This is a genomic window from Zhongshania aquatica (assembly GCF_027257955.1).
Taxonomy (GTDB): domain Bacteria; phylum Pseudomonadota; class Gammaproteobacteria; order Pseudomonadales; family Spongiibacteraceae; genus Spongiibacter; species Spongiibacter aquatica.
Window position 1 is genome coordinate 24,294 of the sequence record NZ_JANZNQ010000024.1, and the last position, 12,868, is coordinate 37,161.

General features: G+C 44.2%; 10 protein-coding genes. 8 read left to right on the forward strand and 2 right to left on the reverse strand.

Annotated elements, in window-relative coordinates:
• The first annotated feature begins 140 nt into the window (after positions 1-140).
• From O9X78_RS17405 to choxAB, 3 genes are all read left to right on the forward strand, one after another.
• On the forward strand, positions 141-461 hold the full coding sequence (locus O9X78_RS17405; protein WP_269620984.1) for a 2Fe-2S iron-sulfur cluster-binding protein: 321 nt from the start codon (positions 141-143) through the stop codon (positions 459-461).
• A 23-nt stretch (positions 462-484) separates the two neighbouring features.
• Positions 485-1,762: a cytochrome P450 gene (locus O9X78_RS17410; RefSeq protein WP_269620985.1), complete on the forward strand. Its 1,278-nt coding sequence runs from the start codon at positions 485-487 to the stop codon at positions 1,760-1,762.
• Between the two features lie 136 nt (positions 1,763-1,898).
• Positions 1,899-3,524, forward strand: a complete 1,626-nt coding sequence (gene choxAB, locus O9X78_RS17415; RefSeq protein ID WP_269620986.1) for a cholesterol oxidase — start codon at positions 1,899-1,901, stop codon at positions 3,522-3,524.
• A gap of 44 nt (positions 3,525-3,568) precedes the next feature.
• Here the strand turns inward: choxAB and O9X78_RS17420 are convergent, their stop codons facing one another.
• Positions 3,569-4,609, reverse strand: a complete 1,041-nt coding sequence (locus O9X78_RS17420; RefSeq protein ID WP_269620987.1) for a helix-turn-helix domain-containing protein — start codon at positions 4,607-4,609, stop codon at positions 3,569-3,571.
• Between the two features lie 530 nt (positions 4,610-5,139).
• Between O9X78_RS17420 and O9X78_RS17425 the strand changes: the two genes are divergently transcribed.
• Entirely contained in the window at positions 5,140-7,644 is a 2,505-nt protein-coding gene (locus tag O9X78_RS17425; RefSeq protein WP_269620988.1) for a TonB-dependent receptor, read from the forward strand.
• Between the two features lie 218 nt (positions 7,645-7,862).
• Positions 7,863-8,297, forward strand: a complete 435-nt coding sequence (locus O9X78_RS17430) for a hypothetical protein (RefSeq protein WP_269620989.1) — start codon at positions 7,863-7,865, stop codon at positions 8,295-8,297.
• A 103-nt stretch (positions 8,298-8,400) separates the two neighbouring features.
• Here the strand turns inward: O9X78_RS17430 and O9X78_RS17435 are convergent, their stop codons facing one another.
• Entirely contained in the window at positions 8,401-9,414 is a 1,014-nt protein-coding gene (locus O9X78_RS17435; protein WP_269620990.1) for an AraC family transcriptional regulator, read from the reverse strand.
• Between the two features lie 149 nt (positions 9,415-9,563).
• Here O9X78_RS17435 and O9X78_RS17440 point away from each other — a divergent pair, with 149 nt between their 5' ends.
• The 3 genes from O9X78_RS17440 (at position 9,564) to O9X78_RS17450 (ending at position 12,668) form a co-directional block, all read left to right on the forward strand.
• Positions 9,564-10,448: a fatty acid desaturase family protein gene (locus O9X78_RS17440; RefSeq protein WP_269620991.1), complete on the forward strand. Its 885-nt coding sequence runs from the start codon at positions 9,564-9,566 to the stop codon at positions 10,446-10,448.
• Positions 10,449-10,625: 177 nt separating this feature from the next.
• Positions 10,626-11,858 (forward strand): NADH:flavin oxidoreductase/NADH oxidase family protein, encoded by a 1,233-nt coding sequence (locus O9X78_RS17445; RefSeq protein ID WP_269620992.1) that lies wholly within the window; start codon positions 10,626-10,628, stop codon positions 11,856-11,858.
• A 348-nt stretch (positions 11,859-12,206) separates the two neighbouring features.
• On the forward strand, positions 12,207-12,668 hold the full coding sequence (locus tag O9X78_RS17450; RefSeq protein ID WP_269620993.1) for a MaoC family dehydratase: 462 nt from the start codon (positions 12,207-12,209) through the stop codon (positions 12,666-12,668).
• The last annotated feature ends 200 nt before the right edge of the window (positions 12,669-12,868 follow it).

Here is a 12,868-nt window from a genome sequence, read left to right on the forward strand (position 1 = left end):
CGGCATCTAAAGGTGTGCTTGAAAATATCGTCAACGATAAATGTCTGGTAATGAATATTTTTAGACCATAAATGATAGGTCAATCGCCGTTAATCTACCGAGAATCAAATTTACGACAAATTAGAATAAGGAGGAACGCCGTGATTGACCTAACGTTCGTTGAGCACAACGGTGAACATCACCGTGTAAGCGCAAAGCAGGGGACTAATCTCATGCAGGTGGCGGTCGATAACGCAATACCCGGTATTGACGCTGACTGTGGCGGTTCATGCGCCTGCGGTACCTGCCACGTAAGGGTTTCTCAGCAGTGGCTGGATAAAGTGGGTGCGCCGAGCGAAAGTGAAGCCCTAATGCTGGAAATGACGCCCGAACACGATGCGCGTTCGCGCTTGGCCTGTCAGGTCACCATTCAGCCGGAAATGAGCGGCATGATTGTCGATATTCCCGAATTTCAAATGTAATACGACAAAATGGAGTTACTGTCATGACAAGTCAAACCAGTCAGGAAAATAACATGTTGCCCGATCCCTATAGCGTGCCGCTTGAGAGCATTAATTTGAGCGACCCTAATCTATATTCGCAAAATCGATGGGAAGATTATTTCCGTCGAGTGCGCGATGAGGATCCGGTGCATTATCTCAAAGAAAGCCCATTTGGTCCTTTTTGGTCTGTTACTCGATTTGAAGATATCGTCGCAGTAGATACGAATCACGTGGATTTTTCCTCTGAGCCGTGGATTATGATCGGCGATCCGGACCCGACGCTACCGCTTGAAAATTTTATATCGATGGATCCACCGAAGCATGACGATCAGAGAGCCGCGGTTCAGTCTGTTGTCGCGCCTAGGAATCTTGCGGCAATGGAAGATTTAATCCGTGAGCGAATAGCGACCATTCTTGACAAGCTTCCGGTGAATGAAAGCTTTGATTGGGTCTCCAATGTATCTATTGAATTAACCTCGCAGATGCTGGCGACTATTTTCGACTTCCCGTATGAGGATAGACATAAATTAGTATATTGGTCAGAGATGGCGACTGGCGCTCCTGAGCTATCTGGAGGCACCGCGCTGCCGGAAGAGCGTTTTGCTGCACTGCAAGATATGGTGACGACCTTTGCGGGTTTGTGGGAGCAAAAATCAGCGTCCCGTAAGGCCGGAAATCCTGTCGGTTTTGATTTGATTAGCCTCTTGGAGTCTAATGAAGACACCCGCGACATGATTACTCGGCCCGCCGAATTCATGGGGAATTTAGGTCTATTAATCGTGGGCGGTAATGACACTACTCGCCATTCGATCAGTGGCAGTGTACTGGCAATGGATAGATTTCCTGAAGAGTTTGAAAAGCTCTGCGCGAACCCAAAATTAATTCCAAGTATGGTCTCAGAAATTATCCGCTGGCAAACACCGCTATCCCATATGCGTCGTGTTGCAAATTGCGATATCGAGCTTGGTGGTAAGTTAATTAAAAAAGGCGACAAAGTCGTCATGTGGTATATCTCCGGTAACCGGGATGATCGCGTTATAGATAATCCTAACCAAGTTATTATTGATCGGGCGAAAGCTAGGCACCATCTTTCATTTGGCTTCGGTATCCATCGCTGCATGGGTAATCGCTTAGGTGAAATGCAGCTGCGTATAACGTGGGAAGAAATACTTAAACGTTTCGACAAAATTGAAGTGCTGGAAGAGCCTGAAAGAGTGCGCTCAAACTTTGTAAGTGGTTATACCTCAATGCAGGTAAAGCTGAGACCTAAGTCTCGCTAAGGCTAACGGTATAGCGCTTTACTAACACCTCTCGTCAGTTGTTTCTGTGTTTTCAGAATTTAATTGGATAACATAAGATCAGTGTCACGGGAGGTCTTTTTTATTAGAGTACTTCCCGCGAATATGTAAATTAGCTATGCAGAAATTTGATTACGATTACCTTGTTATTGGCTCAGGTTTTGGTGGGAGTGTTAGCGCCTTTCGCTTAACTCAAAAGGGCTACCGAGTTCTTGTTGTTGAGCAAGGGCGACGTTGGACGCCGCAAAATCTTCCTTCAAGTAGTTGGAAAGTGTGGAATTACTTGTGGCAGCCAGTACTTGGGCTGCGCGGCTTTTTAAGTTTGCGCTTGTTCAGGCATGTGATGATTATGCATGGCAATGCCGTGGGCGGTGGCTCTATTACTTATGCGCAAACATTATTGATTCCCCCTGAATCCGTTTGGGAGGAGGGCGGTTGGGCGCAGTTAGATGATTGGGTGTCGGTGATGCCGAGTCACTATGCTACAGCGAAGAAAATGCTTGGTGTTATTCAAAATAAGCGACCTGCCGCCGCTGATGAGAAATTGAGAGAAATGGCACGGGCGGATGGTGTCGAGGATACCTTCTATTACACAGATGTCGGGGTGTTTTTCGGCGATGAACAGGATGCGCCTGGAACGGAATACGAAGACCCGTATTTTGGCGGTGATGGGCCGCGTCGGAAATCTTGTATTGCCTGTGGCGGTTGCATGGTTGGTTGTCGCTATGACGCTAAAAATACCTTAGATAAAAACTACCTCTACCTAGCCGAGGGATTGGGTGCTGAAGTAAGAGCAGAGACCAAGGTGGTTGATGTTCGACCCTTAAACGGGGTTGTTGATGGCAGTGAGGGCTATGCAATAACAACCGTCGGCAGTTTTTCTCGATTCTTTAAGTCGCCGCAGAGCATCACCGCGCGATCAGTGGTGCTTTCAGCGTCGTCATTGGGGACGCAAGATTTACTATTTAACCTGAAAGATAAGGGCTCTCTACCCAATATCTCCGACGATCTCGGAAATCGCGTTCGAACTAACTCAGAGTCGATACTGGGTGTTCGTTACCCTGGAGCGAAAGAGGATCTCTCAAAGGGCATTGCGATAGGTTCAGGGATTCATATCGATCCCCATACCCACATTGAAGCTGTTCGCTATCCGGATGGTTCCAATCTCTTGAGTGGGCTCTTTACGGTACTGACTGGTGGTCGTCCAGGATCAATTCGTTTGGTTTTGTGGCTTAAGGCAATGTTGCTGCTACTTGGTCGTAAGCCAGTTTCAGGACTACGTAGTTTGCTGCCTTGGCGATTTTCACGAGAAACTGTCATTTTGCTGGTAATGCAAACACTGGACGGCCACATCAATATGCGTTGGAAGCGCCGTTGGTATTGGCCGTTTTCAAAAGGTTTGAGTACCGAGGGTGATCGTATTCCAACCTTTATTCCGGAAGCTAACGCGTTTGTTGAAAAGGTGGCGCACGCGACGGGTGGAATAGGCTTAAGCTCACTGTCTGAAATCGCGTTTAATGTGCCTATGACAGCCCACTGTATGGGCGGTTGTGCCATGTCGTCTAGCAGTGAAACAGGTGTAATAGATGCCCAAAATCGCGTGTTCAATTACCAGAATATGTATGTAATCGACGGTTCCATGTTGTCTGCAAATCTAGGTGTGAACCCGAGTCTTACTATCACAGCACTAGCCGAGCGGGCAATGAGCTTTATTCCCGAGAATCATTTACAGGATACGGTTTAGCTAACTATGTATATTTAGTCGGTGGAGCTTAGCCTTAGTTATGACTATTTGCATCGAAATTGCTTAGGGGTTTGCCCGGTTGAGCCTTTGAATGCCCGCGAAAAGTTGGAGTCGCTATTATAGCCACAGATATGCGCAATCTTACATATTGGATATTCGGTACTTTCCAGAAGTAGCTTCGCGTAATCGAAAGAGACTTGCTGTTTGATCTCTGCGAATGAGCTGTTCTCATTATGTAATCGTCTAGCGAGTGTGCGCTCGGAGATGTTCATTTGCTCAGCAATTTGGCAGATGCTAATTGCTTGGCCGTCAGCTAGCCGTAGCTGAATATTTTTCTTTACCTTGACCTTGCCGGTGGTTGACAAGTTTGAAGCTGAATTTAATGAACCTTTTAAATTGCAATACACCTCGTTAAATGTCGATTGATTATGGGTGTGCAGGGGTTGCGATAAATGATGCTTTTCGAAAATAATTTTAATTGTTTTTTTTGAAAAAAAATACTTTGCTTTAAAGTAATCTTCGTAAGTATCTATTTCACCTAAAGGCTCATGGCTAAGATGAACCTGTATAGGCGGATTACTGAAATGAGTGAAAAGTCTGAGGTTTAAAAAATAACCACAAACCGCTTCATCTAGTATGAATTGCACATCTCCGAAGTCCATCGCGGGTTGTAGAATAATGTGGCACTGTCCGCCCATATTAAGTCGTTCGAAACGGTAAGCCGGCATTACTGTATGGGCGAAGTCAATCATGACTTCTAATGCTTGGCGAGTATCCCTTGCGGTAAACGAGGCGAGGCCAAACATTCCGCCTGGAACGGTTATAGGAGTGAAGTCTGCAAGCTGTACCGATAGAGGGATTCCGGGGCGCGCTATGTCTTTGCAGCTAAGCAGAATCTCACGAAACTGCCAGCCACTTATAATGTTTTCTGACCGTGATATTTGCGCTGGCGTTATATTGCAACGCTTATATAGCGCAGACCTATTCAGTTTCCTGAAATCGTAAAATTTTTCCGCCAAATCTAGAAGCGCTATAGGGAAAAGCGGTGCTTGGAAAGATGGTGTATCGTCCAATTCACATTTCATTATCGTCAATCTATTTGAATCGAGTTACATGCACTGTGTATTTAGCTCGGTCAGTTGCAACAAGATAGATGAATAACTTTGGCGTCGGTGCATATTATTCTTTGTAATTAAAGCCTTATGCCAGATGACCGAATATACCGTGAGCTTGGAATGGCGTCTATAGGGTTTTCAAAATTGCCACCAAAAGCCGGTGTTACGCCAAAGTCTATAGTGCTTAAGGTTGATATTGATGTGATCTGAATCACAGTATTTGCGATTTTCTCTATTTATAGGATCTGGTGTTGCATGTCCTGGCGGTGGGCGGATATGTGGTGGTGTCATTGCTGAAAGCGAATGCGTGGAGCTTGTCTCGCTAATTGAGATAACTTCTTCAAGTTAAGGCCAATGTGTATAAGTTAGTTTCTGGCTTATCGACCTGATAATACCTCGGCTGTCCTTTTTTGAATGTTTCTGACCGCAATTAATAAAAATATTAGGTTACTCTGGCTACTTATAAATATCCCGATATGCTTTTTAGAGGATTCATAATAATGGGAATAAAACGGAATAAGACCGGTTTGTGTGTTTGCGCTAGTCTCTTTATTGTATCCAGCGCCGCTATGGCGGTACCTCAGCTAGAAGAGGTGATTGTCACGGCCCAAAAGCGGTCTGCCAGTACCCAGGATACGCCTATCGCAATAACCGGTATGTCAGAAAATCAGCTGGAGAAATTTGGATTCTCCAGTGCCAATGATATTTCTGCTCAGGTGCCCAATATGCAGGTAAGTGGCCCCTACGGTGAGGTTCAGCCCATATTTTCGATCCGTGGTGTGAGTATGTCTGATTATAGCTCTAACCAAGCCAGTCCAATCGGCGTGTATAACGACGAGGCCTATTTAGGGGCTGTGTACACACATGGCATGAGCTTTTTTGACGTAGAGCGTCTTGAAGTGTTGCGAGGCCCACAGGGTACCTTGTACGGAAAGAATACCACCGGTGGTGCCATCAATATTGTTACTAAAACCCCTCAGATCGATGACCCTACAGCATTCAATGCCAAGCAAGGTGTCCGTAATTACAACGGCCACGCCGGCGATTATGGCCTCGAAGGGACGCTTATCGAAGATACGTTGGCTGCGCGACTGGTTTACTCCTATTCTCGTCGGGATGGCTATTTTGAAAACGTACTTGGTGGCGCCGACTTGTCACAGCAGGATTTTCAGGCGGCGAGATTAGTTTTAAATTGGAATTTGTCAGATTCTACTAACATGGTGTTTAAATACTCAAAGGCGCGTAATGACGCACTAGGTAGTCCGAGCCGTAATGAGCCTCGCGGGGATTTGTCTAAGAATCCAGAACTGGTAACGGCTTTAGAAACATCGGGGGTGGGTACCTATAATGACAAGCCCAACAATGGTTTTATCGATAATACCGCCTATTCTCGCCCTGCAAAAAATCTAGGCTATTATGAGGTGGAGGATAATTTTACCGGCGCGCTCGTGGTTAATTCAGATTTATTGGTTAACAAAATTGAGCATGTCGCCGATGGGTACACACTTACTGCTGTTACTTCCTTCACAAAATCGGATTATAAACAGGCCCAGAATGTTGACGGGAGCCCTGATGAGTTGCTCGAAATAAATTGGGCAGTAGATACTCAGGCGTTCAGTCAAGATTTTAGGATTTCTACCACTTTTCTAGAGGATTTTGATCTTATCGCTGGAGCCTATTATGCGACGGAAGATCAGCAGCTAAATAATAAATACCGATTATATGAAACCCCGCCAGATACTAGGACAGCGACAACTTTCCCTGGGGTTACCGGATATTATCCCTATCTCCTAGATTTCGGTGTTCTTGACCAAAAACTAGATACAGAAAAAACAAGTGTTGCACTCTATTCGCAGCTTCGTTGGAATATTACAGCTAATCTTGGGATGGATTTTGGTCTGCGCTATACAGACGACAAAATCGATATGACCTACTTAAATGTCTCCAGAGTTGGTTATGACGGTACTCCTCTTGGTACATATGTGCCAGGTAATAACACGGGAGTCGATAATATTTTTATACCGGCAAATGTCGCCGGGCAAAGTCCAATTGAACCCGGCTTAGTTATTTCAGAGTTGCTTAACGGCAATATAGGTCTAGATGAGCTTCTACTAACGGCGCAGACCGGGTATACCACCGGACCCTACACTACCGATTCCGCTACGCCACTAAGTGCCCACGAAAAAGAATGGACTGGGAAGATTGGTCTAGACTACCGATTTAATGATGAGTTAATGATATACACCAGTTATAGCCGCGGTTTTAGGGCGGGCAACTTCAATGCGGGTGTGTATTACGAAGAGCGAGATTTTGAAGATGCATACGCATCGCCAGAATTCCTAGATGCTTACGAGTTTGGTTTTAAAGCCGACTTATGGGATCGTCGTGCTCGTATAAACAGTGCATTCTTTTATTACGACTATACCGATCAGCAATTCATTAACGTCGTTGGTGTTTCCAATTTCTTAGAGAATGCGGGAGGTTCAAAAATATTCGGCTTTGAATCAGAAATGTACTTCGCCCTCACTGAAAAACTGACCGTACAGATTGGTTTAGGGCTTCTGAAAAGTGAGTACACCGAACTCGAACTTTCTAACGTGCAAACAGTAAATAACGATGATGATATTGTTGATCTGTCGGGTAATGAATTGATCTCAGCCCCAAAAATTAGCGCAAATATATCTATTGATTACGAAATTCTTACTAATGACTACGGTTATCTTAGTATGAACCTAAACGGTAATTATCAGGGTGATCAATGGTATAGCGCATACAATGACAAAATAGGTTACGACAATATAAAGCAAGATGCCTATGGCTTGTATAATGCACGGTTCACTTGGTTTGGTAGTGATGAGAACTACAGCGTCGCGGTGTGGGCTAAGAACATTACTGAGACAAAATATGATGGTTACGCGATTAATTTGCAGGCTGGTTTCGGCTTTGATTACTTCCAGCAAGGGCCGCCGAGAACTTACGGATTAGAAGTTACCTACAAGTACTAATGCTGAGGATGGTTTAAATTATCTTGAGAAAAATGGTTTACACCACGTTGTTCCGGCCCAGGGCAATGTTTGTCGGGATTACCTTAATACCGTAATCCTGACTTTTTTATCTTATTAGTAGCAATGTTGAAGAAGTGTGGCGAGAAATTGGGCGCTGCTTATAGTTAGTGTTGATGTTGTAACTACCATGTTAAATGAACAATAAAACGGAGAAGGATATGAAAATAAAAATGAGTGCTCGCTCAGTCGCTTTTAGCATTATGTTAGGTTTGGCGGGTTCAGTTGATGCGATTGAGCTGCCGGTTTTAGGTGCTATTGACTCTGGTGCTGGAGCGGGGCTGCTGAGTGAGCTTCCCTTATTGGGCGACCTTATAGGTAATGAGCTACTTATTAATTCTGGCTTTCCGGTTCTTAGTGATTTACCAGTGATCGGAGAACTGCCCTTAATCGATGGGCGGGGCGTACCGGTTGTTGGCGGTCTTGATGGTGCCGATATGCTGGTTTCCGGTGTGCTCCTCGTAGTAGCAGGGAATCCTAATTTAAATGGTGGCTTGCCTCTGATTGGCAGTGGCGAGCTTGGGATCGTTGATTTGTTGTTAAATGGTGGGCCGACCCTAAACTTTTTGGCGTTAGATGCGGTTTTACCTTTCTAGCGTCGATACTTTAAATAGCATCTATCTCTCCCGGGTTTAGTTCTTCCGGGAGAGGTTTTTCTGACCGTTAAATGAATAAGCGTATTTTCAATGTTCACCAAATTTATACCTTAGATTTACGATACTCACTCGGAGAGATGTCATTCCATCTTTGAAATGCGCGAGTGAAGCTTCTGGTGTCGGTGTACCCTAAATGCGCAGCTAAGTCGTCTATTTTCATGTCGCTGCTAGTTAATAATTGAAATGCCATTTGTTTTCTTTCTTCTTCAAGTAAAGCACGAAAACTGGTTTTTTCTTGATCTAGTTTACGTCTAAGTGTGCGGCTAGAAAGAGAGAGTGCTGACGCGACATCTTCAAGCGATGCGGTTAATCCTAAGGCACCTAAAATTTGCTGCCTAACACAGTCGGCCGTCGCACCGGCTTGCCGCTGCCGTAACTGGCGGGAGCACTGATCTGCAAGCATGTGTGTAAGGTTGGCGTCGTAGGTTGATAGGGGCTTGTCGATATATTTACTTGGAATCGTAATGGCGTTGTATGAATTATTAAATCTAGGTTTGGCGGAGCATATGGCTTCTATGAAGTTGTCGTCATCTGAGTTTGTCTCGGTGAACTCAGCTACTACGGACTGAATTTCATTCAGACTTAATTCCTTCACTAAGACGATGCTGGCTGCCATGTCTCGTTCTAATAAAAATTGACGAAGATGTGAGGGAATAGATTGGGGATGCATTCGCAGACTAAAAAAGCCGTTGTGTTCGTGTGAACTAATTTCGCAGTATGCAGTACTGAGTGGTAAAAAACGTAATGCGACTTGTAGTGCGTCTCTTAGAGTTCTACATGTGCGAAGAGAAAATCCCCAAATTCCAAAAGTCGCAATGTTATAGCAAAGTCCTATTCTAAATCCGAGTACTGATATGTCTGGCAACGCGAGCATAATATTCTCAATCAGTCGCATTTCCTGTTCAACTTCAATTAAAGCGCTTCCATCGTTAAGATTATGCTCGGAAATATTAGTACCGAGTAAACAGGTTTCTAAATCTATGCCCTCATTAATAGCGAAGTTAATCATAACCTTGCTAATAGCCACAGGACGAAGTGTTGTTTTTATATTTCCCATTGGTAAGGCCTAGCTAGTTCACGAATAAGGTGGTTTTAAGTGGCCATAGTTAGCGACTGAAAGGACAAAAGTGCCCTGCTGTATAGGGAAACTCTAGCGTACAGTATGACCAAATTATGTTATCGGTCAACAGTAAAAAGGTAAAGTTTATGCATGCGGAACTGAATAAAAGCGCCCTTGGTTGTGCAAGAAATTATATTGGAAAGACGGCGTGGCTAACGATAGCCCTGACTTTTCTTGTCTGTTGTCTTTTTGTCTTAAGTCTTGTGCTTTTTGCGCAGGGAATTATATCAGTTTGGCTTGCGACGCTGTTATTGGCAGTACTAACTTATATGTCGTACACAACGCTACATGAAGCGGTTCATGGTAATATACATGGCAATAATCCAAAATTACGATGGGTTAATGATCTATGTGGCTATCTCGTCGCACCACTAATCGGTGTACCTTATAATTCTCATAAGCACGAGCATTTCACCCATCATCGGTATACCAATATTGAAGGCAAAGATCCTGACTTTATAATAAGTGGTATGGCAAATGGATTGGTCGGTGTGTTTTTAACGACACTTAAGTTCTTCTATGTTCAGAATTGTTTTTTTGTAAGAAATAATTGGCGCACTGCGCCGATAAGAGAGCGTATTACCTACTGTGCTGAGTTGTTTTTTTCAGTTGGATGGCGGATATCAACGATTATTTTTGTCGAGCGCTCTGGGATTGCGATAGTTGTTCTGCTTGGCTATTTTATCGGAGGGCTGTTTACGGCCTATTGGTTTGCCTATCGGCCACATTTTCCTTACGACAATACCAAACGTTATCAGAATACAAGTAGTCTAATAATGCCTGCGTGGATGCGTCCATTGGAATGGTTTTGGTTGGGGCAGAATCTTCATTCTATCCATCATCTATTCCCGCGTGTGCCGTTTTATCGTTATCACGCACTTCATCGAGAAATTGAACCAATACTGCGTGCTCACGAGACACCAATTATCGGGATTTGGAGTAGACGACCAATCGATATCGCCGATAGCTAAATTGTCGCCTAATCGTATTCTATATGGGCTAGCGTTAGGCGTATTAAAATGTCATATTCAGTCGAAAACGCCAAGATCCAGGGTGGTCTCGAAGAACGTTAAGATCTATATCGGTTGATTATGTCTGTGCTTTCCTTATGAAACTTATTATATAGCTAATTAAAAGGAGAATTCGGTTTGACAATTGCACTAACGATAGCGAGCCAACTGGATATAGGCGGTAAAGTCAGTTTAAAAAATCGCCTTTTTAAATCGGCGATGAGCGAACAGTTATCGGATAAGCGAAATGATCCGACTGAACAGCTAATTCGGCTTTACGGTACGTGGGCAAATGGTGGTGCCGGTCTACTTGTCACCGGAAACGTGATGGTTGATCGCAGCGCATTGGGAGAACCCCGTAATGTGGTGCTAGATGCACAGTCTGATATATCTAAATTTGAGGCTTGGGCTAAAGCTGCTTCTGAAAACGGCACACAGGTATGGATGCAGTTAAATCATCCTGGTAAACAGGTTCCGAACTTCTTAAGTAAAGAACCCGTTGCGCCATCGGCTGTTCCACTTGGCAATGGCTTAGAGGGAGGTTTTAACTGTCCGAGAGCATTAACGGAAGTAGAGATTCTCAGTATAGTTGAGCAATTCGCATGGGCGGCTGCAAAAGCGAAGGCGTGTGGCTTTACTGGGGTCCAAATTCACAGCGCTCATGGCTATTTGGTAAATCAGTTTTTGTCACCTCATCATAATCGTCGCGAAGACCAGTGGGGTGGTAGCCTTGAAAATCGCATGCGATTTTTAATGGAAATATATCGCGCTATCCGTTTGGCGGTGGGCGATCACTTTCCCGTCGCTGTTAAATTGAATTCGGCAGATTTCCAAAAAGGTGGATTCGGTGAAGTTGATTCTATTGAGGTCATTAAAGCGCTGCAAAATGAAGGCATCGATTTAATTGAGATCTCCGGTGGGAACTACGAAAACCCCAGTATGGTTGGCAGCGGCGCAAGTGAAAGTACCCTAAAGCGGGAAGCCTATTTTTTGGAATACGCTGAAAAAGCACAAAATATAATGAGTGTGCCTCTAGTGGTGACCGGTGGATTTAGATCCGCTAAGGCAATGAATAGTGCTATTCAGTCTGGCGCAGTAGATATGATTGGTTTAGCGCGGCCTTTGGCATTAGATCCTTCCCTTGCCAATAAATTGATAGCGAGCGATGACCATGTAATACACCTTCCTAAGCTTAGTACCGGCATTAAAGCTTTAGATGCAATGACGATGTTAGATATTACATGGTATGAGCATCAGCTAGAGCGTATCGGCAAGGGGAAGCAAGCTAAACCCAATCTGGCGGCATGGACATCGGTGTTAAAAACCTTTGCGTCTCTAGGAGCGCTTGCTTTTCAAAAACGGCGAGTATAGATCGTCTTGTTTACCCGCTTGGCCAAGTCTCATTAAGGCGTCGGAAGACGGCTATAATTTCAATATAGTTGTGCCTGGTTTGAAGTCGGGCTTTATTGTGGTTTATAGTGAGATTTCAACCTGCCGATCTTTATCCAAACTTCCAGTCCATTCATTAGCACGTTATTGATATAGCCATTGCGTGCCCTAATGGCGTTACAAAGTGTTAATCAGGTTGATTTAGCCCTCGTAAATTCTGTTAAATACAACGGCAGTTCTCATCAGGTAGATCTAAACGTTGGTGGTCTGCGATACTAAGGCGTTAGTTTTTGGCTATAGTTAAAATAAACACATCATGGGAGATATGACGTGACGACGTTAATCGAAAAGCAAGATATACAAAGCTATATTGGATTCGAGCCAGAGGCGACTGAATGGCTAGTAATAGATCAAAGCCGAATAGACCTATTTGCTGACTGCACTATGGATCATCAGTTTATTCACGTAGACCCGGAGCGTGCAAAAGATACACCTTTTGGAAGTACGATAGCCCATGGCTTTTTGAGCCTATCGATGCTGTCCTATTTTTCAGAACAATACAGTGTAATTATCAATGGCTACTATATGGGTATTAACTATGGCTTTGATAAAGTGCGCTTCCTGTCCCCAGTTAAGGTGGGTAGCCGAATTCGGGCTAAAGCAAAAATATTGGCAATTGAAGAAACCAAACCCGGTAGTTATAAAATCAATACGGAGGTCACTATTGAAATTGAGGGCGAAGCTAAGCCCGCTCTTATAGCGGAATGGATCAGTGTGCAAATGGTCGCTTAAGCTTGTTGCGTAGCTGAAAATTAATGCGATATAAATTTTTCCGGGCAGGGTATATGAAATCATTACATGACGTTATTAACCCGGCGGATTTTGGTATCTGTTATGCGGCATAACGAATTTTCTCGTGCTTAAAATATTTGCGGACACGATGTGGCTTCCGTTGCAGCATACGCATGTGCTTCGATACCTTCTGTTTGAGT